The sequence below is a fragment of the Chitinophaga sp. ARDCPP14 genome, assembly GCF_051362515.1.
Taxonomy (GTDB): Bacteria; Bacteroidota; Bacteroidia; order Chitinophagales; family Chitinophagaceae; genus Chitinophaga.
Window position 1 is genome coordinate 563403 of the sequence record NZ_JBKIXB010000001.1, and the last position, 22181, is coordinate 585583.

Annotated in this window: 18 protein-coding genes; 8 read left to right on the top strand and 10 right to left on the bottom strand. The window is 46.6% G+C overall.

The window, feature by feature from the left end; all coding sequences use genetic code 11:
* Positions 1-135: 135 nt before the first annotated feature.
* Positions 136-2514, bottom strand: coding sequence for a penicillin-binding protein 1A (locus tag ACLHR0_RS02250; protein WP_429045334.1), 2379 nt, complete (start codon positions 2512-2514; stop codon positions 136-138).
* Positions 2515-2686: 172 nt separating this feature from the next.
* A complete protein-coding gene (locus ACLHR0_RS02255) occupies positions 2687-5578 on the bottom strand; it encodes a tetratricopeptide repeat protein (protein WP_436484424.1) in 2892 nt (963 codons plus the stop codon).
* Between the two features lie 467 nt (positions 5579-6045).
* Between ACLHR0_RS02255 and ACLHR0_RS02260 the strand changes: the two genes are divergently transcribed.
* The 5 genes from ACLHR0_RS02260 (at position 6046) to ACLHR0_RS02280 (ending at position 8140) form a co-directional block, all read left to right on the top strand.
* Positions 6046-6450, top strand: coding sequence for a hypothetical protein (locus ACLHR0_RS02260; protein ID WP_370909667.1), 405 nt, complete (start codon positions 6046-6048; stop codon positions 6448-6450).
* 69 nt (positions 6451-6519) lie between these two features.
* The gene (locus ACLHR0_RS02265) at positions 6520-6942 is read left to right on the top strand and encodes a bactofilin family protein (protein WP_370909666.1); all 423 of its coding nucleotides are present in this window, start codon (positions 6520-6522) and stop codon (positions 6940-6942) included.
* Positions 6911-7135, top strand: coding sequence for an AtpZ/AtpI family protein (locus tag ACLHR0_RS02270; RefSeq protein ID WP_436484425.1), 225 nt, complete (start codon positions 6911-6913; stop codon positions 7133-7135). The genes ACLHR0_RS02265 and ACLHR0_RS02270 overlap by 32 nt, the downstream gene beginning before the upstream one ends.
* Positions 7128-7514: a hypothetical protein gene (locus ACLHR0_RS02275; protein WP_079469049.1), complete on the top strand. Its 387-nt coding sequence runs from the start codon at positions 7128-7130 to the stop codon at positions 7512-7514. Before ACLHR0_RS02270 ends, ACLHR0_RS02275 begins: the two co-directional genes overlap by 8 nt.
* Positions 7515-7519: 5 nt before the next feature.
* Positions 7520-8140, top strand: coding sequence for a SprT-like domain-containing protein (locus ACLHR0_RS02280; RefSeq protein ID WP_429045326.1), 621 nt, complete (start codon positions 7520-7522; stop codon positions 8138-8140).
* Here the strand turns inward: ACLHR0_RS02280 and ACLHR0_RS02285 are convergent.
* From ACLHR0_RS02285 to ACLHR0_RS02295, 3 genes are all read right to left on the bottom strand, one after another.
* Positions 8137-9069, bottom strand: coding sequence for a M20/M25/M40 family metallo-hydrolase (locus tag ACLHR0_RS02285; RefSeq protein WP_436484426.1), 933 nt, complete (start codon positions 9067-9069; stop codon positions 8137-8139). The two genes, ACLHR0_RS02280 and ACLHR0_RS02285, sit on opposite strands and share 4 nt — an antisense overlap.
* An 83-nt stretch (positions 9070-9152) precedes the next feature.
* The gene (gene yidC, locus ACLHR0_RS02290; protein WP_429045323.1) at positions 9153-11000 is read right to left on the bottom strand and encodes a membrane protein insertase YidC; all 1848 of its coding nucleotides are present in this window, start codon (positions 10998-11000) and stop codon (positions 9153-9155) included.
* A gap of 397 nt (positions 11001-11397) precedes the next feature.
* Entirely contained in the window at positions 11398-13044 is a 1647-nt protein-coding gene (locus ACLHR0_RS02295; RefSeq protein ID WP_429045322.1) for a CTP synthase, read from the bottom strand.
* A gap of 333 nt (positions 13045-13377) precedes the next feature.
* Between ACLHR0_RS02295 and ACLHR0_RS02300 the strand changes: the two genes are divergently transcribed.
* Positions 13378-13902, top strand: coding sequence for an acyl-CoA thioesterase (locus tag ACLHR0_RS02300; protein ID WP_370909659.1), 525 nt, complete (start codon positions 13378-13380; stop codon positions 13900-13902).
* A 280-nt stretch (positions 13903-14182) separates the two neighbouring features.
* On the opposite strand, the gene ACLHR0_RS02305 is transcribed toward ACLHR0_RS02300, so the two are convergent.
* On the bottom strand, positions 14183-14839 hold the full coding sequence (locus tag ACLHR0_RS02305; protein ID WP_436484427.1) for an HD domain-containing protein: 657 nt from the start codon (positions 14837-14839) through the stop codon (positions 14183-14185).
* A gap of 72 nt (positions 14840-14911) precedes the next feature.
* On the opposite strand from ACLHR0_RS02305, the gene ACLHR0_RS02310 reads away from it, so the two are divergent.
* Positions 14912-15253 (top strand): DUF488 domain-containing protein, encoded by a 342-nt coding sequence (locus ACLHR0_RS02310; RefSeq protein ID WP_429045319.1) that lies wholly within the window; start codon positions 14912-14914, stop codon positions 15251-15253.
* Here ACLHR0_RS02310 and ACLHR0_RS02315 read toward each other — a convergent pair whose 3' ends face one another.
* Genes ACLHR0_RS02315 through ACLHR0_RS02325 form a run of 3 tightly spaced genes read right to left on the bottom strand, consistent with a single transcriptional unit; the run spans position 15254 to position 18764 of the window.
* On the bottom strand, positions 15254-15847 hold the full coding sequence (locus tag ACLHR0_RS02315) for a precorrin-2 dehydrogenase/sirohydrochlorin ferrochelatase family protein (RefSeq protein ID WP_436484428.1): 594 nt from the start codon (positions 15845-15847) through the stop codon (positions 15254-15256).
* Positions 15847-16623 carry a uroporphyrinogen-III C-methyltransferase gene (gene cobA, locus ACLHR0_RS02320; RefSeq protein ID WP_370909655.1) on the bottom strand — a complete coding sequence of 259 codons (777 nt, stop codon included), beginning with the start codon at positions 16621-16623 and terminating at the stop codon, positions 15847-15849. Before cobA ends, ACLHR0_RS02315 begins: the two co-directional genes overlap by 1 nt.
* A gap of 29 nt (positions 16624-16652) precedes the next feature.
* Complete coding sequence (locus ACLHR0_RS02325) at positions 16653-18764, bottom strand: nitrite reductase (protein ID WP_436484429.1); 2112 nt, start codon at positions 18762-18764, stop codon at positions 16653-16655.
* 603 nt (positions 18765-19367) lie between these two features.
* Between ACLHR0_RS02325 and hxpB the strand changes: the two genes are divergently transcribed.
* Positions 19368-20027 carry a hexitol phosphatase HxpB gene (hxpB, locus tag ACLHR0_RS02330; protein ID WP_436484430.1) on the top strand — a complete coding sequence of 220 codons (660 nt, stop codon included), beginning with the start codon at positions 19368-19370 and terminating at the stop codon, positions 20025-20027.
* A 77-nt stretch (positions 20028-20104) separates the two neighbouring features.
* On the opposite strand, the gene rpsA is transcribed toward hxpB, so the two are convergent.
* Entirely contained in the window at positions 20105-22012 is a 1908-nt protein-coding gene (rpsA, locus tag ACLHR0_RS02335) for a 30S ribosomal protein S1 (protein WP_370909652.1), read from the bottom strand.
* Between the last annotated feature and the right edge of the window lie 169 nt (positions 22013-22181).

Here is a 22181-nt window from a genome sequence, read left to right on the forward strand (position 1 = left end):
TTTGATCATTTTGGATTTTAAATGATTTGGGGAGATATAAGCGGATATTTTCGCTTGTATCTCCCCAAATCATTTATAAAATCCAAAAAAGTAAATCAATAAAATCAGTGTAATCCTGAGAAAGACAACCTTCGCTTACTCGCCTTTCTTGGGCGCGGGCGGCATGGTAGCTTTCGGCTTGTTTTCTTTATTGTCTTTGTGTTCTTCTTTTGGCTTTGCGGGCGCGGGTTCCTGGCTGTCGGCGCCAGGGGTGGCGTAATCGCTGGCATCGCCGGAGCCGTAATCGTCGGCTGAACCGTTGCCTACGTTTTCAGATTCAGCGCCCGGTTTTACATTGGAATCGTAATTCATGTAAATATCGTCTTCGCTCATATTGGGCGGTACCGGGAAATGATCGTTGGAGCTTACTTTCAGGGTTGGATCGGCATACACTTTCTGCATGAAATACGCCCAGATGGGTAAGCCGGTATTGGCGCCCTGACCAATGGCGGTGGTGCTGAAGTGGATAAAGTTGTTTTCGCAACCTACCCATGCGCCGGCCAGTATTTTAGGCGTATAGCCCATGAACCAACCATCGGTGTTATCGTTGGTGGTACCGGTTTTACCGGCTATTTCACCCTGAATGTTAAAGCGGGAACGGACACGGGCGCCGGTACCACCTGGTGCTACCACGCCTTCCATCATTTTCACCATGGTATAAGATTCCCTTTCGCTGATCACCTCGCGTTTCACCGGCGCGAAGGTTTCCAGGATGTTACCATTCCTGTCTTCTATGCGGGTGATGTAAATAGGTTTGGTATTAATACCCCTGGCGGGGAACATGGTGTACCCCTGCAGGAGTTCATACAGCGACAGCTCCACGGCGCCCAGCGCAATGGCTGGATAGGCAGGGATATCGCTGGTAAAGCCTACTTTATTTTTAGCGAAATCAGCAAACGGCTTGGCCCCTATCTGTTTGATTAGGTAGGCGGCCACCAGGTTCAGTGATTTTGCCAGTGCGCCCGCCATCGTAATGCTGCCACCGGTGCTGCCTTCCGAATTATGCGGCGTCCAGCCGTTGATGGTAATCGGTTCGTTTGGCAAAATAGTATTTGGCGACATGCCATTCATAATGGCGAAGCAGTACAGGAAGGGTTTAAATGTAGAACCCACCTGGCGGCGTGTTTTTGCCACGTGATCATTTTTGAAGTAGCGGAAATCCGGTCCGCCTACCCAGGCCTTTACTTCACCACTTTCAGGGTCCATTGCCATAAAGCCTGCCTGTAAAATGGCACGCATATATTTAATGGAATCCAGCGGGGTCATGGTGGTATCTATTTCATTCAGGTCTGGTTCGGTAGAACTTCTCCAGCCAAATACCTTCATGCGTACCGGCGTATTAAATGCCCTGGCAATGGTAGAATCGTCTGCTTCGTCCTCTTTCATGGATTTATACCTGTCAGATTCCTTCATGTACTGATCCAGGAATTTGGGCCATTTCTTCCAAACATTGCCAGTTTTGATATCGTTTTGTGCAGAGAGTGATTTTTGCAGCACCGCAAGGTGCTTGGCCACCGCTTCTTCTGCATACAACTGCATTCTCGGGTTGATGGTCGTATATATTTTGAGCCCGTCGCGGTAGAGGTTATACTCTGATCCATCGGCTTTCTTATGCACTTTGCACCAGCTCTTCAGTTCATCGCGCAGCACTTCCCTGAAATAAGGGGCCAATCCTTTGTTGTGATCAATTTTATTATAGTGCAGTACAATCGGTTTGCTTTTCGCGGATGCGGCCTCCGCTGGCGTAATAAAGCCGGCTTCCTGCATATTGCTGATCACGGTGTTACGGCGCTGGAGGGCGTTTTGCGGATTCCGGCGCGGGTTATACAGGGTGTTGCCTTTAAGCATTCCCACAAGGATAGCAGCTTCTTCGATAGATAAATGGCCGGCATCTTTGCTGAAGAATGTTCTGGCCCCGTTTTCAATACCATATACGTTATCGCCGAAGGCAACGGTGTTCAGGTAGAGGGTAAGGATTTCCTGTTTGGTGAAGTTCCTTTCCAGTTTTACGGCAATGATCCACTCCTGCACTTTCTGAAACGCCCTGCCAATCGGGTTACCGGAGCGTTGTTTTCCCAGGTTATCCGTTTGCAGGTTCAGAGCCAGCTGCTGGGTGATGGTACTGGAACCACGTTTTTTACCGATGAGCAGGTAAAAAGGGATAGCCAGTGTGCCCTTGGGGTCGATACCGGAGTTATCATAAAAACGGGTTTCTTCTGTTGCTATCAGCGCGTTGATCACGTTTTTGGAGATCTCATTATAATCACTGCTGGAACGATCCACCTGGTAGTACTTACCGAGAATGGTACCGTCGTCGGCAATTACCTCTGCGGCCAGTGCTGCCCGCGGATTTTCCAGTTCTTCCATCGACGGCATGCTGCCAATGATCCGGAAGTTAATGAGTAAAACTAAGAGAACAATTAATGCTAAGATACCAAAAGCCACCCGCCACAATATTTTCACCGATTTTTTCATGCGCTTATTTAATTTGTTTTATGGCCAGATTTTGCCCGATTTCTTTATATGAAAGACAATTTATCACTATCTGTTGGCTATATATATAATTTTTTCAATAAAGTTTATATGCAATAAACAAGCCTGTTTATGGCGGCCCGACCGACAAAGCTATTTAAAATTCCAAAAATACTTACTGGGTCACATAATTATCTGTAAAAAACTTACGGTAACCGGCCAGGTCTTTGGTGCTGTTTAATAAGATGAAATTATCCCTGGAAATCACAAAGAAATTGTACTCTGTGGGTCTTATCCGGGGAATGATATTCGCAGCAGCCTCATCTCGGATCTCATCGAAGTAGGCCAGGGCTTTGTCTTCGTTGGGGAAAAGCCGGAAAATCAGCATCACGTCGTTAGGGGTGAGCACAAAACTGCCGACTTCAATTTTATCAGTGGCATGTTTGGCGGCGTTATAACGTGTAAACTGGTTAAGGCCCTCATCCATGAGCTCCTTAGACACGCGCTGGAAGGAAAGCACTACAAAAAACGGGTTGTCGGGCGATATTTTATAGGGCGTTACCGGTTTTGGCGGTGCGATAGGCACTATGGGCGCAGGCAGTGTGCCAGCCATACCGGCGGCTATTTTAGCCGAATCGGCCGGTGTTTTGGCGCCGTTGATCCTGTCGGCCAGTACCGGTTGTGGATTTTGCCAGGGGTATCGCATAGAAACATCTTCATCCAGCAATACGCCGTTGGCGTCTTTCTTCCTTACTTCCAGCTTGGCGAGATAGTCGGAAAGCTCTGCGCGGTGGTTCAGGGCATCCATAAGAGCCTGTGCCTGAGCGCGTACCGGCTCATCCGCGGCGTACTTGGTAAGTACTGCCTGTACTGCTTTACGCGACAACTGCAGAGTATCGGTGGCGTACAGGGTATCTGTTTTCACGATCAGCATTGCTTCCAGCAGATCGAATTTGGACTGGAGGAAGTTAACGCCGAAGGTGCTGTCGGCCTGTTTTTTCATAGCCATCGATTCCGCATAGTTACCGTGGCGGAAGGCTTCATAAGCGGCGTCGTAAGCGGCGCTGATCTCTTTCTTTTTCTGGCTGTCGATATCCCTTAATCCGCCTGAGCGGATGATGTCCGCAAAATTGGTATTACCGTACTGGTTCAGCACCATTGATTTATAGTGATTAGCCTGGGCGGTATGATTGAGTTTGCTATGCCATACATACAGGGAATACAATACCTCCGGTTTCTTTGGATGATCCGGGTAGAGGATCAGCAGGGAGTCGTAGGTTTCTATGCCCAGTGAATAGTTCTCCAGTTTATCGTGATATAATTTGCCGAGATCGAACCAGGCTTCGTGTACTGCTTTTTGTGAGGCGGCCAGTTTTTCCGGTGTCAGCGGCAAGCCTGCGGCAAGGGATGCCGTGCTGATCGTGTCTGCCGGCACGTCGCCCAGGATGACGGACTTTGTTTCCTCTGTAATTTCTATCGGGCCGGCGCTGTTGGTAGCATTTACCACGCCGTTCTGGCTGCGGCGCCAGTTGTCTACCGGCTGCCGGCTGCCCCATCTGCGTTTGAATTCGGAATAGCCGGCTGATTTACTGCCTGCATTATAAAAATACCAGTCGCCTTTTTCTTCTTTTGGTGAATAGGCGGTGCCTGCTCCGGTCATGCTGAAGGAAGACGCACTTTCCTGCGGATTGGCGGCGGCCAGTTTATCTTTCTTTCTCTTTTCGGCGGCTTCACTTTCCATGACGGCCACCATTTTCGATAACACAATGTTCCGGTCGGACGGGGACATGGCGGCTAATTTCTGGAGACTGTCTTCCCGGTGAATGGTTTCCAGCCGCGCCACCACTTCCGTGAGCACTTCTTTGCGGGTTTCCACGGTAGGGGCGTCTGCAAAATCCTTTGTCATTACGCCCGCGGTGCTGTCGTAATATTTTTTTGCATCGGTATAATTGCGCTGGTCGTAGTAAATATCCGCCATGCCTTTGTAGGTGATGGTGCGCTGCATGAGGTTGTCACTGGGTATTTTCAGTGATTGTTTCATATAGTTAAGCGCCGCTTCCGGGTGATCGGGATATTCGAGCACGCCCATGGTATAATAGATCCCGTCGCGGAACCGTTCGAACCGTTGCTTTTTGAGCATGCGGCGGAGGCCTGCTATGCTGCCGGCTATGTTACCGGTGGTTTCCGCGTTGGTTCTGGCAATCTGTAACCGGGCCTGGAAATCCATCATAGGATCGGGTTTCATGCTGATCACGTTGCGGAACTGGTCGAGGGCGGAATCCGGGTGCTGCTGCTGCAGGTAGAGCTGGCCGAGGATGTACGACATCCTGGCTTTGGCCACTTTATCATGACTTTTATCGATGGCCACTTTCAGCGGTTCTATTGTTTCGGGGTACCTTTTCTGGATATAGTGGCTGTAGGCACGTACTTCCGCCAGGTCGCCGTCGAGGCGGTGGGGGAAGTTAGGATCATTGTTCAGGATATTGAGCAGCGCCTGTACTTCATCGTATTCCTGTTGTTCCAGCAGGGTACGGGCCCTCCACAGGAAAGCGTCGTTACGTGCTTTGGTATGTTTGAGGCGGCCGAAGACACCTTTTCTTTTTTCTTTTGTGGCGATGGAGATCTGGTCATTTTCATGCGCTCCCACTACTGTTTTGTATTCCGACTTCGTTTTGGGTGCGAAGGCAATATTGATGTACTGGAATGTTTTATTGGCATTTTCGAGGTCGCCTTCATAAAAGTAGGCGCGTCCCATGAGCAGGAAGCAATCGTCGATCCATTTACCGCGGGGGTCGTGGAGCTGGATGGCCATGTTTGTTTTATCGATCACGGAGTCCAGTTCACCTTTGCTGAAGCCCTGGCTCTGAAGACTGAAGGGATAAAACGGCAGGAGGATATTATAATTATCCTGGCCGTCGCGGTTAGCGGTTTTCACTACCCGGTCGAGTTTAACCCTGGCATGAAAGTAATAGTTGAAGCGGGTAGCCATGTTCTGGAAGAATTGTCTTTTCCAGGTCCATTTCTTTTTCTCCAGCATTACTTCAGAAGGGGGACGGCGGTCCTGCACGCGTTGTTCGCGCGGTTTAAAAAGGGGCTTGACGGCAGGCTTTTGCTGCTGTTGCTGTTTACCGGGGGCCTGGCCCTGGGAATTTGTTTGCGGAGGCTGATTTTGAGGGTTATTTTGTGCCCGGGCAGCCTGCAAAACCAGGCAACATGACAAAATTATTATTCCCGAATATTTTGGTAGCAGTTTGATGATGCAATTCATGGATGCCAGGGTGTATAGGCTAAATATATATAACTTACAGTTTGAAAAAATATTTTAAAGATAGGATAAAATAGTTGATTGAATATGCGTCTGGAAGAAGTGATGCAGACTTTTTCCGGTAGCAGATACATTTTAATCGGCTGGTTTTCAGATAAAAAGACTTCTTTCTGCCGGCAATCCTCAAAACACTGTTTCCTATTTTACAATAATGATTAACTTTAGCCCGCCTTAAAAGAAATAGCATTCTTTAAGAAGTACCGCAAAACATGGCCAAGAAGGGGAATAAAAACAGCAGACGAAACCTGGAAAAACTAAGTCATAAATACCGTCTGGTAATTATGAATGACGATACCTATGAAGAAGTGACCTCGTTCAAACTCTCCCGGATGAGCGTGTACATTGCCTTCAGCACCCTTTTTGTATTACTGGTAGCCATTACAGTAGCTACGGTGGTATTTACGCCGCTGCGTTATTACATCCCAGGTTATGGAGATCTGAAACAACGAAAAGAGTTTATCCATCTGAAAATGAGGGCTGATTCGCTGGAAACGGCTATCAATGCCCGCGACCAGTATCTGAACAATATCAAAAAGGTAATTAACGGCGATTTTACCGGGAAAGTGGACACCACGATGTTAAAAGTGCCTGCCGTAGATAACAGCACCTATTAATATATAAATACAAAAATTTTATATATATTTATTTATATTACACACTAAACTTGAAAAACCTAACTCCCTATGTTTAATAGCAATCAAAAATCGAAAGGTGACAGCAAGTCCATGTTGCCAACATCAACGGTTAATATTATAGGCAATGGCACTTCTATCCAGGGCGACATTGTATGTGAAGGCGATATCAGAATTGACGGACAGGTGAATGGCCTGGTATCTACCAAAGCTAAGATAGTGGTAGGACCTGAGGGTGAAATCACCGGTGACCTGGTATGCCAGAGCGCTGACATCCTGGGCAGGGTAACAGGAATTATCAAGGTAGAAGAATTATTATTTCTGAAAGGGAATGCATTAGTAAAGGGCGATGTATACACCGCTCATTTTGAAATGGAGCCTTCTGCTAAGTTCAATGGCCGTTGCTACATGGACGATCAGCAGCCGGCTGATAACCAGAAACATGGAAAAACCGTCCTCCAGGAAGCCGAATAACCGAAATCTCCTCTTACGATATGCCGGATTAGCCTTCCAGATGATGGCTACACTGGGTTTGGGAGTATTTGCGGGATATAAACTAGACCAATGGATTGGCTGGCGGTTCCCGGTATTCCTGATCATTTTTTCTTTACTTGCTTTAGCCATACTTTTGTGGCAAATTATAAAAGACACCCGACGGCATGAGTGATAGATTTTTTATACGGTTATTCGCAGTTTTTGGAATTCTAAACGGACTTGTTATCATATTCAAACCCAGGTTGCTGGACCTTGGCACACATGTGAATGTGCTGATGGCCGGTAACCTGATCATGGCTATTATCTCCCTGGTGTCTTATATTATGAGCCGCCGGGGACTCGCTTCTTCCAACCACAATGCATTTATCAGGGCCGTTTATGGCTCTACGCTCAGCAAACTTTTTCTTTGCGTCATTGGTATAGCTGCTTACGTGCTTATTTATAAGCCCAATGTGAGTAAGCTCACCATTTTCATGCTGTTGTTCCTGTACCTGGTGTATACTGTATTTGAAACAATCAGCCTTTTCCGGCTGACAAGGCTAAAAAAATAATCTATTTGAAAAAAGAGGCGCCCTTAAATGCACTAGCGTCCTACTTACCGGAAGGAACTTTCGGACAGGTAATGGATTTTCTGAGTACCTATAAGGTACACCTGACGGTTACACGCGAACGGTCGAGTATACTCGGCGACTACCGTCATCCCGATGGGCAGGGCAAAGGACACCGGATCAGTGTAAATGGCTCCCTGAATAAATACGCTTTCCTGCTCACCCTGCTGCATGAAATTGCACATCTCACCACCTTTAATAAATACGCCAACCGCGTGGCGTCGCATGGCAAGGAATGGAAGCAGGAGTTCTCCTTTATTTTGCGCGACTTTGTAGGTAAAAGCCTGTTGCCACCCGATGTGGAAACTGCGGTGCGCCAGAGCATGGCCAATCCCGCTGCCAGCTCCTGCGCAGATGAAAACCTGATGCGGGTATTGAAAAACTACGACCTGCAGAAAGAAAACCATTTCTTCGTGGAACAGGTTCCCTTAAACGGACTGTTTAAAACCAAAGACGGACGCGTATTCCGCAGAGGGGATAAAATAAGAAAACGCTACCGCTGTGAAGAGGTAGCGTCTAATAAATGGTTTCTTTTTAGCCCGGTATACGAAGTAGAACTTATTTCCTAACTCTTCTCCCCTACATAATGCAATACCGGGAAAGCCATGGCACGGTTGATCAGCTGAATTTCCAGCTGCACGATGCCGGCTTCTGCTTTGGCCTGTAACTTAGGCGCATCATCGGTAGGTTTATGATAATCGTCGTGACCACCGGTATGGAAAAACATCACCGGTACCCCGCTTATATAGAAATTATGATGATCAGAAGCGCCTTTCCCCGCTGCATCTGTAAAGTATTTAATGCCCGGTTGCTGTACATCTTTGAACACCGCAGGCCACTCTTCTGCGCTGCCATAGCCACCAATCCCGATGCCCCTTTCCGGGTTGTAGCGGCCAATCATATCCATATTGAGCATGAAATGCACTTTATCCAGCGGCATCAGCGGATGTGCCGTGTAATATTTTGAACCCTGCAACCCCATCTCTTCCCCACCGAAAGCGATAAAGAGGAAGTTAAAGGGCTCGCGGCCCTGGTTCTTTACATAGTGCCGCGCCAGTTCCAGCAGGCCTGCCACGCCGGAAGCATTATCATCTGCACCGTTGTGGATTTCACCGATGGGATACTTTCCATCGAATAAAGCGGCCGTTCCGAGGTGATCATAATGGGCGCCAATGATAATCGTACGTGCGGCGCCGTTATCAAGATACCCGATTACGTTCCTGCTGGGAATATCCTTATGTTCTTTCCGGGTGAATATAAAATCCTGGAAGAAGCTGTTGCCATTTACCGGCTTCAGTCCCAGTTTTTTAAACTGTTTTGCCACGTAGTGGCTGGCTGTTTTCCCGCCCTTTTCTGCGGTGCCCCTGCCTTTCAGTTTGTCTGACGCCAGGTAATTCACTATTCCCTGAATGCGTGCGGCATCAGGAATAGTGTCCTGTGCCTGTGCGGCGGTGATTGTACCGGCGGCGCACATCAATAAAAACCATCTCTTTATCATATCCGTTCAAAAATAGAGAAGGCTTCCTTAACGGGAAGCCTTCTGCGAAAAAATATTATTGAAATGTTCAGATTGTATTAATCCTACTTTTTCTTCTGTATGTCCTGCTGGCGTTTCTGGACTTCTTCCAGTTTCTCCTGCCATTTGGATTTGCTCTTTGGTTTCTTTTTATTTTCCTGGATCTGTGCGTGAATTTTATCATGGTTGATGATAAACTTCTGGATCACAAACTGTAACAGAATACTGATCACGTTAGACAGGAAGTAGTAGAAGGTAAGTGCCGCAGCAAGGCGGTTGAAGATACCCAGCAACATTACCGGCATTACGTAAGGCATGTATTTCATTACCGGGTTGCTCTGGTCGGTCATTCCACGATTGTAGAACGCCAGGATCAAGCTGGTGATGGTCATGAGGATGGTGAACAAGCTCACGTGGTTGCCATAGAACGGTATGTTGAAGCCAAGGTTCAGGATAGAATCATAAGTAGACAAATCCTTTGCCCATAGGAAGCTTTCCTGGCGCAGCTCAATGGAAGACGGGAAGAAGCTGTACATCGCCACCAGGATAGGCAGCTGCAGCAATGCGGGTAAACATCCGCCCAGCGGGTTTACGCCTGCACTCTTGAACAGTTTCATTTGTTCCACACCGAATGCCTGCTGGTCGTCGCCATGTTTTGCTTTCAGCTCATCAATTTCAGGTTTCAGCACTTTCATTTTAGCCTGGGAAACATAGCTCTGGTAGGTAAAAGGAGCTATCAACAGGCGAATGAAGAGGGTGAGCAGGATAATGATGATACCGTAGTTGCTGATAAATCCGCTGAGGAAGTTAAACACCGGGATAATGATAAAGATGTTCACATACTTCACAAAAGCAAAGATACCGGTACCCAGCGGAATGATCTTCTGCAGGCCGATATCAAAAGATTTCAGTGTTTTATAGTGGTTGGGACCATAATAGATCTCAACCGGGAAGGAGAAATCATTGGTGCGGCTATACGGAATCTGTATAGTGCTGAATGTTTGTCCTACGATATTAGGGCTTACCGGCACTTTCGTGTTTACATCCACGTTAGTGAACAGTTCCTTTTTAGCAATCAGGGTGGTATTGAAGAACTGCTGTTTTACGCTCACCCATTTCAGTTTGTTTTCCAGTTTTTCATGACTGGTGCGGCTGAGGGTGAAGTAATCATGTTTATCATTTTCCAGCATATAATGCACCTGGTTGTTCAGGCGCTCATTTTCAAGATCGTGTTCCTGTTTATCTTCCTGGCTGTTCCACTGGAGGCTCAGATAATTCTGGTTGCCTGGCAGTAAGCCTTGCATACCAACCGCGTGAATGGTATAATCCACTACATAGCTGCCTGGTTTCAGGGAATAGATAAATTCCAGGTAAGAAGCAGGGTTATTGGTATTAAGACGGTATGCGATTGTTTTTACGCCACCAGCGCCTTCCTGGGGTTGGCCGGCGGTGAAGAACAGATCCGCGCTGTTCAGCATTTTTGTTAAGCTGGCAGGCACTTCTACTGAAAGGCGGTTAAAAGAGCCTTCCACGAGCATCAGCGGACCACCATCATAAGTTTTGTATTTTTTCAGTTGTACACTTGCCGGTTGGCCACCTTTATTGGAAAAAGTGATCTTTACCACATCGTTTTCCAGTACTGTGTTCTGCATGTTGCCGGTGGCAGCAGCGGCAAATACGCCAAATTCGCCGTTTAACAGCGCCTGGTGGGCTGAATCCAGCTGGCCTCCTGCGGCGGCTGCAGCAAGGCTGACAGTATCTGCTAAAGGTGTTTTAGGCTTGTTAAGCTCTGCGATGGAATCTTGCCTGGCTTTTTCCCTTGCGGCTCCTGCCTGTTGTTTCTGGTTGAAGAATATATATCCTACCAACAAAACGCCCAACAGTAAAAACCCAATGACCGAATTTCTATCCATGAAATGCAATTAAAATTTAGGCAGCAAAGGTAAGCAGGATTTTATGAATTGACCATGCTTTTTAGGTGAAACCCCTGTTAAATGCGGTTAAAATAATAAATAAGTAAAGAAAATGCGTATTATGTTGAGGATCAGAGCGGATTTTGTCTTTCTCGCTGATTACGCTGATTATACTGATTAAGGGATTTGAACACTTTTGATTTTAAAAGATTTGGGGAGATATAAGCGGATATGCTTATGTCTCCCCAAATCTTTTAAAATCACCGGTAAGTATAAGGGAGATAAGAGCGATGTATCCGCTTCTATCTCCCTTAATCCTTTATAAAATCCAAAAAGTAAAAATCCGGTTAATCAGTATAATCAGCGTAATCAGCGGGAAAGACAACCTCCGCGCAGGTTACTTCGCGATGGTTTCTTCCATTTTGGCTTTGCCGTTTTTGGCTTCTGCGTACTGTTTGGCGGCCTTAATAAAAGACACGAAAACAGGCGCCGGGCTTTCCACGGTACTTTTCAGTTCCGGGTGGAATTGTACGCCCACGAAGAACGGATGGGTAGGCAGTTCGATGATTTCAACAAGACCGCTTTCCGGGTTTTTACCGGAAAGAACGAGGCCGGCGTCTTCAAACTGCTGGAGGAAGTCGTTATTAAACTCGTAGCGATGGCGGTGTCTTTCACTGATGTTGGTGCCACCGTATATTTCGGCTGCTTTGCTGCCTGGTGTGAGTTCACAGGCATAAGCGCCCAGACGCATGGTACCGCCTTTAGCTGTCACTTTCTTCTGCTCTTCCATGAGGTTGATCACCGGGTGAGCGGTGTCAGGATTCATTTCCACGGAGTGTGCATCTTTCCAGCCGAGTACGTTACGGGCATATTCCACTACGCTCATCTGCATTCCCAGGCAGATACCAAAGAAAGGCAGCTGATTTTCACGGGCATACTGGATGGCGATGATCTTTCCTTCAATGCCGCGATGACCGAAGCCCGGAGCTACCAGGAGCCCGTCGAGGTTCTTCAGCTTTTCACATACATTTTCAGGTGTAATATGTTCTGAGTGGATATTTTGTACCACTACTTTGCATTCGTTCAGGGAGCCGGCATGTATAAATGACTCCAGGATAGATTTGTAAGCATCCTGTAATTCCACGTATTTACCGATCAAACCGATGGTAACTTTGGATTTAGGATATTTCAGTTTATCCAGGAATTCACGCCATTTAACCAGTTCCGGTTCTTTTTCCACAGGTAATCCCAGTCTTTTCAGTACAGAAACATCGAGTTTCTCGCGCATCATTTCCAGCGGTACTTCATAGATGGTAGGAACGTCGTTTGCTTCGATCACGGCATCTACCTGTACATTACAGAACAGGGCGATTTTCTTTTTCAGATCGCGGTACAATGGTTCTTCTGTACGGCAAACGATAATATCCGGGTGCACGCCATATTCGCTCAGCAGGCGTACAGAGTGTTGCGTAGGTTTGGTTTTCAGCTCTTTAGCTGCACGCAGGTACGGGATCAGTGTAAGATGCACTACCAGGCAATCTTCTTCACCCAGCTCCCATTGCAACTGGCGAACCGCCTCAATGTAAGGGAGTGATTCAATATCACCCACGGTACCACCAAGTTCTGTAATAACGATATCGAATTTGCCATCCTTACCAAGCAGGAGGATACGGCGTTTGATTTCGTCCGTAATGTGAGGGATTACCTGTACGGTTTTACCGAGATAAGCTCCTTCCCTTTCCTTATTAATTACTGTCTGGTAAATACGGCCGGTGGTAACATTATTGGCCTGAGACGTGGGCGTATTCAAAAAACGTTCGTAGTGTCCGAGATCCAGATCGGTTTCTGCGCCATCTTCCGTTACATAACATTCACCATGTTCATAAGGGTTTAATGTACCCGGATCCACATTGATATATGGATCAAATTTCTGAATAGTCACTCTAAAGCCGCGTGCCTGCAATAATTTTGCAAGGGAAGCTGCTATAATTCCTTTACCCAAAGAAGATGTAACACCTCCTGTAACGAAGATATATTTTGCCATAAAACTAAAATTCTGCTAAGAATACTTGACCTATAAACGGGGAAGTGCCGGACTGCGTTTGGTGTAAAACCGATCAAGTAAACTACTTCCGAAGGTCATGCAAAGTTACACAAATTTGCGTCGCTCCCAAGTTTTTTACGGCAGCGCTTTATTTGTTTGTTAATTTTTTGGAGATAATATTCAGCTCTCATCACTTATCTACAGGGCGTTTTAAAGAATTTTCAAGTACCGGAAATTATTTGTTAAAAACCTTTATCTGCCAACGCTGTTCTGTAAATGCGTACGCGACTATAAATATATAAACAGTAAATTTGCGTCCGAAATACATAAAAGATGACTTTAACGCCAAAGAGAGCCCAAGACTCGCTGATACAGATGACCGAACTGGTTTTACCGAATGATACCAATACATTCGGTAACCTCATGGGAGGCCGTTTGATGTACTGGATGGACATTGCCGCGGCACTGGCCTGCATGAAACACTGCAGCGCACCCGTAGTAACCGCTTCTGTAGATAATATATCTTTCGAAAATCCCATTAAACTGGGAAACGTGGTACATATTGAATCTAAAGTAAGCCGGGCCTTCAATACTTCCATGGAAGTACACATGAGAGTTTGGGGAGAAGACCCGGTACAACAGTACCGCTATAAATCCAACGAAGCTTTCATGACCTTTGTAGCCCTGGACCCCAACGGCAACTCCCGGCCGGTACCTGGCATCCTGACCGACACAGAAGAAGAAAAAAAGTTATATGAAGGCGCTTTACGCCGCCGTCAGCTGCGCCTGATCCTGGGAGGCAAAATGAAACCCGAAGATGCGGATGAGCTGAAAGCACTGTTCTTCGAGAAGATATAGCGCGTAGGTTGTCTTACTCAGGATTACACTGATTTTATTGATTTAAAGGATTTGAACACTTTGGATTTTAAATGATTTGGGGAGATATAAGCGTAGGTTGTCTTACTCAGGATTACACTGATTTTATTGATTAAGTTGATTTTATTTTTTTTTAGATTTTTAAAAAGGATTGGGGAGATATAGGCGAAAATATCCGCTTATATCTCCCCAAATCATTTAAAATCCAAAGTATTCAAATCCTTTAAATCAATAAAATCAGTGTAATCCTGAGTAAGACAACCTACGCTTCCCCCTCCCACTCTTTGTAAAACCGCTCCAGGAATGCTTCCATAAATGCGTGTCTTTCTTCGGCCAGTTTTTTACCGGTAGCGGTATTCATCCGGTCTTTCAGCAGCAGTAATTTCTCGTAGAAATGTGTGATGGTAGGAGCGCTGCTGTTTTTATATTCCTCTTTTGTCATTTGCATATTGGGCTTTATGGCAGGATCGTAGAGCGACCTGTTTTTGAAACCGCCGTAATTAAAAGCCCTGGCGATGCCGATGGCGCCGATAGCGTCGAGCCGGTCGGCGTCCTGTACCACGGCTAACTCTGCAGAGAAAAATGTTTTTTCCTGGTTGCCTCCTTTAAAAGAAATGTGACGGATAATATTCTCCACCTGTGTGATGATACCGGCCGGCACTTCCAATGATTGCAGGAAAGCCACTGCTTTTGCCGGGCCTATATTTTCATCGCCGTTATGAAATTTTGAGTCTGCAATATCGTGTAGCAAGGCGCCCAGTTCTACTACCAGCATATCGGCTGTTTCGGTGGCGGCAATATGTTTTGCCTGTTGCCATACCCTGTAAATATGCCACCAGTCGTGGCCCCCTTCTGCTCCTGCTAATTCCGTTTTTACAAAATCCACCGTTGCGGTGATGATCTGACCGTGAGTTATCATAGGTGCAATGATATTAATTTTTGGGAAGACGATGGAGGAAAACAATACGGTTCCTGTGAACGTTATGTAAATATGTTACAGGTTAAACGGATATACGAAGATTATGCAGATACCGATGGCTACCGCATCCTGGTAGACCGCCTCTGGCCGAGGGGTATTTCAAAAGAGCGGGCCCATGTTGATGAATGGGCAAAAGAAATCGCTCCCAGCAACGAACTGCGCGAATGGTTTAACCATGACCCGGCGCGGTTTGCTGAGTTCAAAACAAAATATAAACATGAATTACAGGAGAAAAAAGAGTTGCTGGCCGGTATTAAAAAGAAGGCGCAACATCAGCGGGTAACATTGCTGTACGGGGCTAAAGACGAAACACACAACCAGGCACAGGTGCTGCTGGAGTTGTTGAAAAAATAATTACACACCTTCACTTTCGGGCTTCACCAGTACCTCTGTGATGCTGTTCAGCTTTTTTACTTTGCTGGCAAAATCACCGGTCAGTTTTTCGCGGATCAGCGATAATTTGTTCAATACTTCATCGAGGGTATCCGGGATGGCTTCCTGCAGCACCTGTTTCAGGCGTTTGGCAATGGTGGGTGATTTACCATTGGTAGAAATAGCGATCTTCAGATTTCCCTTTTTTACGATAGAGCCCAGGTAAAAATCACAAAGCTCAGGGGTATCAGCTACATTGATCAGCACTTTGCTGCCTTTGGCTTTTTCCCACACATAATAATTAAAGTCCTTGTTGTTGGTGGCTGCTATTACCAGGTCTTTCCCCAGCAGGTCGCCACATGAAAATGATTTCTGAACAAGGGTAATATTGGGATACTGGTGTGTTAACGCCTCCAGTTCAGGCAAAAAATCCAATGACACTACTGTAATGGTTGCATCTGCGCAATTGTCCAGCATGGCATTGGCTTTTTCCAGTCCGATATTACCACCACCCACAACGAGTACATGCAGGCGGTGTAATTTGAAAAACACCGGGAATAAATGATTTTCTTCCATTATACGGCAATTTTTAGTTCCTCTGACACCTTGTTCTTCAAGGCCTGGAAAGCTTCATGGAAGCTCACCACTTCGCCTATCACCAGAACGGCAGGATTATGCAGATCGTGCGTAGCGGCTATTTCCAGCAGATCGGCCACGTTGCCCACTCCCATTTTCTGGGTTGGCAAAGTACCATTCTGGATGATAGCGGCGGGGGTTTCCCCTTTTCCTGCTGCGCTGTAGATCCCTGCAATTTCTGCGAGTTTGCTCATCCCCATCAGTATGATGACCGTGGTATTGGCCCTGATGGCGTGATCCAGATCGCGGGATAAATTCCCGTTCTGTGTGTTACCGGTGATCACCCAAAACCCTTCACTTACGTTTCGTGCAGTGACCGGAATTTTGTTGACGCCTGGTACAGAGATCGCGCTGGAAATACCGGGAATCACTTCCGCGGTAATTCCAAACTGCTGAGCAAAGGCAATTTCCTCCTGGCCACGGCCGAAAACAAAGGAGTCGCCTCCTTTTAAGCGGACAACGCTGCCATAAGTTAATGCATATTTTACAATCATCCTGTTTATTTCGTCCTGTGAATATACATGCATTCCTGCACGTTTACCCACAAAACGACGGAGGCAGTTAGCCGGCGCATGGTCCAGCAGTTCATTGCTGGACAATGCGTCATAAAGGATTACCCTGGCGTTTTGAATAGCCTTTAACCCTTTAACAGTGATCAATTCCGGATCACCTGGGCCTGCACCTATCAATGTGAGTTTGGGTTGTATCTTTTGCATGAGTGGTCGTGTTTTTGATAAATAAATAATTAAGCCTGCACCAGTTCGCTGGCTCTCTGACGGTATACCTGTGCAGCATTATAAAATGACTGCGCCTGCTGGAAATAAGTTTTTGCAAAACTTTCCGTAGGCTCGTTACCGTTAATCTGCAGCACTACTGTTTTAAAATCAGGCTCAAAGCTGAATTTACCGGTAGCCACAAAATGTTTATCGAAATCGTTCATGATACCGATCTGCGTATTACCGCTGATGGCTTCGCCGAGTAACAGTGCTTTTGCGCCCTGCACAAAGGAAGAATAAGCGTGATAAATTCCATCTGAATAGGCGCCTTTAATAATGGCGGCACTGCTCAGTTCCAGTTTTTCTTCTGCTTCCAGCAGCAGCGTAGCCACCAGGTCGATGATTACACCGGCGCACTCGCCCACACCGATCGCTGTAGCGTAGTCCTGTGCCTGTCCCCAGTCGATAAAGTCGCCCGCGGTGAGGGAACTGAGATCTGCCAATGGTTTCAGCAATTCGTAGAAATACTTTTCACCTTTACGGTCGTAGTACTCGTTGAACAGTTCATTTTCCTGGGCATTGATTTCATAGTCGTGCAGCAGGCTGCGTAATACATCCGGGCCGCGGCGACTTGGTACCTTAATTACTTTATCGGCAACGCGGCCTGCGCCATCGCCTACAATACCGCCACCGAGTAGTACCTGCAGGGCGGGAAGTACTTTACCGGCGCTCTTCATGGAGCTGCCGTGGAAACCGATGCTGGCAATACCGTGCTGACCGCAGGAGTTCATACATCCGCTGATCTTTATTTTGATGTCTTTGTTATAAACGAGATCCGGGAATTCATCGGTGATCACATCTTCCAGTACTTTGGCGATGCCGGTGCTGCTGGAGATGCCGAGGTTGCAGGTATCGGTACCGGGGCATGCCGTGATATCTGCGATGCTGTCGAATCCGGGATCTGCAAAGCCTGCTTCTTCCAGTACGCTGAAAACATACGGGAGATTTGCCGGCAGGATGTATTTCAGTAACAGGCCCTGGTTGGCGGTTACACGTACATCGTCGGCTATTACGGGGCGCAGCGCTTCGATAAGTTTGCGGCTGATCGCTGAACCGATGTTACCCAGTGTTATTTTAACGTAAGCCGCGAAGTATCCTTTTTGTTTTTGCTCAAAGGTGTTGGTAGCTTTCCAGGCTTCGTATTTCTTTGGATCTTTTATGCTGTAAGCCGGTGTTGGCGCTGCGGGAGGCGGTGTTGTTGCCTGCCATGCGTCTGCATCTACCGGTACGCTTTTTACTTTTATGGCTTTGTATTCTTCTTTAATGAGGCGCTCAAATTCTTCCATTCCAATTTTCTGGATGAGGAATTTCATGCGGGCTTTGTTCCTGCTGGTTCTTTCACCGTAGCGGTCGAACACGCGCAGTACGTTTTCGATATATGGAATAAGCTGATCTGTTTCGAGGAACTCGTATACTACTTTAGCGAGAAAGGGTTGTGCGCCCAAACCGCCGCCTACCAATACTTTGAAGCCACGTACTTCTTTACCATCGATGATCTTTACTTTGGGGATCATGCCAAAGTCGTGCATAAATGACCAGGCTGTATCTTTTTCAGAAGAGGAGAAAGAGATCTTTATTTTGCGGCCCATTTCCTGGCTCACCGGGTTACGCAGGAAGTAGCGGAAGGTGGCATCGGCGTATGGCGTAACGTCAAATGGTTCATCCGGATCGATACCGGCGCGGTCTGATGCGGTGACGTTGCGAACGGTGTTACCGCAGGCTTCGCGGATGGTGATGCCATCCTGTTCCAGTTTAGACCATAATTCGGGGGTTCTGTCGAGGCTCACGTAGTGGATCTGTACGTCCTGGCGGGTAGTCAGGTGCAGATTACTGGTGGCATATTCATCTGAAATTTCGGTAATGCGGTGCCATTGTTTCAGGGTCATTTTACCGTATGGCAATTTGATGCGGATCATTTGCACACCGGGCTGACGCTGACCGTAAATACCTCTGGCCAGGCGGAGGCTGCGGAACTTTTCGTCTGACACGGCGCCTTCGCGGAACAGGCGGATCTTCTTCTCCAGGTCTATAATATCTTGTTCAACGATTGGATTTTCTAGTTCTGTTCTGAAGCTTTGCATAAAAAGTATTTTCAGTGGTGGTAAAGCAATTATTTAATTCTGGTTTGGGGGTGTTGGTCGTTTTTTAAATAAAAAAGCCCCCGGATTGTTAGCGGAGGCCTCGTATAATGTTGATTTACAGCAAGATGATCACTGATTTTCCATATTACACGCGCCTCATGGGTGTTGATGAACAACAACTGTTTCTACGACAATTCCTTCTATCATTACCCATATTCCCTATAATTTTAGTAGAGTAATACAAAGATATAAATGCAGGGCATCTTTCCAAAACTTTTTTCAACATTCAATAAGGCTCCAAAAAGGGGGGAAATTAGCAGAGGCCGCAGGTCTGCAGCGGGCAGGCGGCCTAAACGCCGGTCTGGGACGGATTGGCGGAGAACAGCCTGCCTGGTTACCGCAGCAGTGCGATAACCAAAGTTTATGGCGTATAACTTATTGTTATGGGATAAGGAGTACCGGCACCCTGGTACGGGTTAAACCGGAAGTATACCGGAAGCAAAGGTGGACTTGAAGCCCAAATGCAGGCTGGCAAACAGTTGCCGGTGTACTGCGATCTCCCCGCATAACTTCTTATCTTTGCCGCGCATAAATGGAAAACATATGATAGATACGGTAATATTTGATATGGATGGCCTGTTGATCGATTCAGAACCTTTGTGGGGCATCGCCATGCGGGAGGTGTTTGCAACGGTGGGAGTAAACCTTTCGCCGGAGCTGACGCATCTGACCACGGGGCTTCGCACCAAGGAAGTGGTGAGTTACTGGCATAATTACTATAAATGGGAAGGGAAGAGTGCAGAGCAGGTAGTAAATGAAATTATTGACAGCGTAATACAAAAAATTATAGCGGAGGGCCATCCTATGGAGGGGTTATCATATATCCTTCAATATTTCCGGGAGAAAGGGTTCAAAATGGGGCTGGCATCTTCTTCCCCGCTGCGCCTGATTAATGCGGCACTGGAGCATTTGCAGATAAAAGACGCTTTCCAGGCGGTGTATTCTGCTGAGTTTGAGGATTATGGGAAGCCGCATCCGGCTGTGTACCTGGCCTGCGCCAAAGCATTGGGCAGTGATCCGTTGAATTGCATCGCTTTTGAGGATTCTGTAACGGGTATGACTGCTGCCAAGGCGGCGCGGATGACTACCGTGGTGGTACCGGAGGCGCATAACCGGCATGATCCGCGGTATGCGTTGGCTAATATGAAACTGGACAGTTTGCTGGAATTCAATGATGCGAAGCTGTCCTTGCTGATGAAGTAAAGACCGGTAACTATTATAAAAAAAATCCCGCTCCGATGTTACTCGAAGCGGGATTTATTATTTAATGAAACCGGATCTTATTGCGCGCTTTTTTCTTCGCCGCCTTCAGATTGTTTCAGTTTTTCTCTCAGTTCAGCTAAAGCGCCGAGATCACCTAAAGTGGCTTTCTCAACTTTACCCTGGATGTTTTTCACAGCCTTACGGGTTTTATCAGCTTCTTCTCTCTTCTCTTTCACTACAGCCTGTTTTTCTTCCGCCTGTGCTTTTTCCCAAACCCTGGTATGAGAAACCAGGATACGTTTTTCGCTGCGATCGAATTCGATGATCATGAATTCTTTCACATCTTCCACGTTGATTGGTTTTTCATCTTCAGTTCTGAGGTGACGTGCAGGAGCGTAAGCTTCCAGACCGTACTGCAGTTGAACCGTAGCACCTTTATCATCTTTCTTCACAACGGTACCTTCGTGTACGGAGTTGATCGGGAAGATAGTTTCAAAAGTGTTCCATGGATCTTCTTCGATCTGTTTGTGACCGAGGCTCAGTTTACGGTTGTCTTTATCAATACCCAGGATTACTACATCTATTTCGTTACCTACTTTAGTGTATTCAGATGGGTGGTTGAAACGTTTGATCCAGCTCAGGTCAGAGATGTGGATCATTCCACCGATACCAGTTTCCAGTTCAACGAATACGCCATAAGGAGTGATGTTTTTCACGATACCTTTGTGACGGCTTTCAACCGGGAATTTAGTTTCGATAGTAGACCATGGATCTTCTGTCAGTTGCTTGATAGACAGGCTCATTTTGCGTTCTTCCTTGCTCAGGGTAACTACAACGGCTTCGTATTCTTCTCCTAATTTGAAGAATTCTTTAGCGTTGATTGGCGTAGAAGCCCATGAGATTTCAGATACGTGAACCAGACCTTCCACACCTGGCATGATTTCCAGGAATGCACCGTAGTCTTCAATGTTTACAACTTTACCTTTTACTTTAGCACCTTCGGTGATAGTAGCTGGCAAAGTATCCCACGGATGCGGGGTCAATTGTTTGTAGCCGAGGCTTATGCGACGTTTTTCGTCATCGAAGTCAAGCACAACAACGTTGATTTTCTGATCCATCTGCAGTACTTCGCTCGGATGGGAGATACGGCCCCAGCTGATATCTGTGATATACAGCAAGCCGTCCAGACCACCCAGGTCGATGAACGCACCGAAGTCGGTGATATTTTTGATGGTACCTTCCAGCACCTGGCCTTTTTCCAGTTTGCTGATGATATCCACTCTCTGTTGTTCGATATCGCTTTCGATGAGCGCTTTGTGGGAAACAACGGCGTTGCGGATGGTTTCGTTTACTTTCACCACCTTGAATTCCATTGTTTTGCCTACAAACTGGTCGTAATCTGTAACTGGTTTCACATCGATCTGAGAACCCGGCAGGAATGTTTCCATACCATATACATCTACGATCAGGCCGCCTTTGGTTTTGCTGGTAACGGTACCAGTAACCACTTCGCCTGTTTTGTAAACTTCCACGATTTTTTCCCATGCACGTTTCTGGCGAGCCTGTTTACGGCTCAGGTGCAGGTTACCATCGCGGTCTTCTTTTTCTACTACCAGCACTTCCACTTCATCACCGATCTTCAGACCTGGTAAATCACGGAATTCGTTCAGAGAAATCAAACCATCAGATTTGAATCCGATGTTGATCACTACATCTGTGTTGGTTAAACCTACAACAGTACCTGTCAGCAGGCTGTTTTCTTCAAACACCTTGAAAGTGCTGTCGTAAGTAACATCGTACTTTTCTTTTTCCTCTTTGCTGTAAGAAGAAACGTTACGTTTGTCAACGCTCCAGTCAAAATCGTCGTGTGCCGTTTCAACTTTTGCTACAGGTGCCTTTGGTGTCGCTGTTTCAACCACAGCAGCTTCTGCTTGTGGAGCCTGTTGTTCAGCGTTTTGTTCGTTAGAAATGTTGTTTTCGCTCATAAAAAATTAAAATTTTACCCGGAATACCCGGATACCCTGTTTTATGGGACGGCAAAAATACGAAAAAATACCCGTTTATACGTATTTTTATTGAAGAAAATCACCTTCCGCTGCGGTATTGGCTGGTCTTCTCAGATATTTTTTAATTGCATTATTAATAATCTTACTA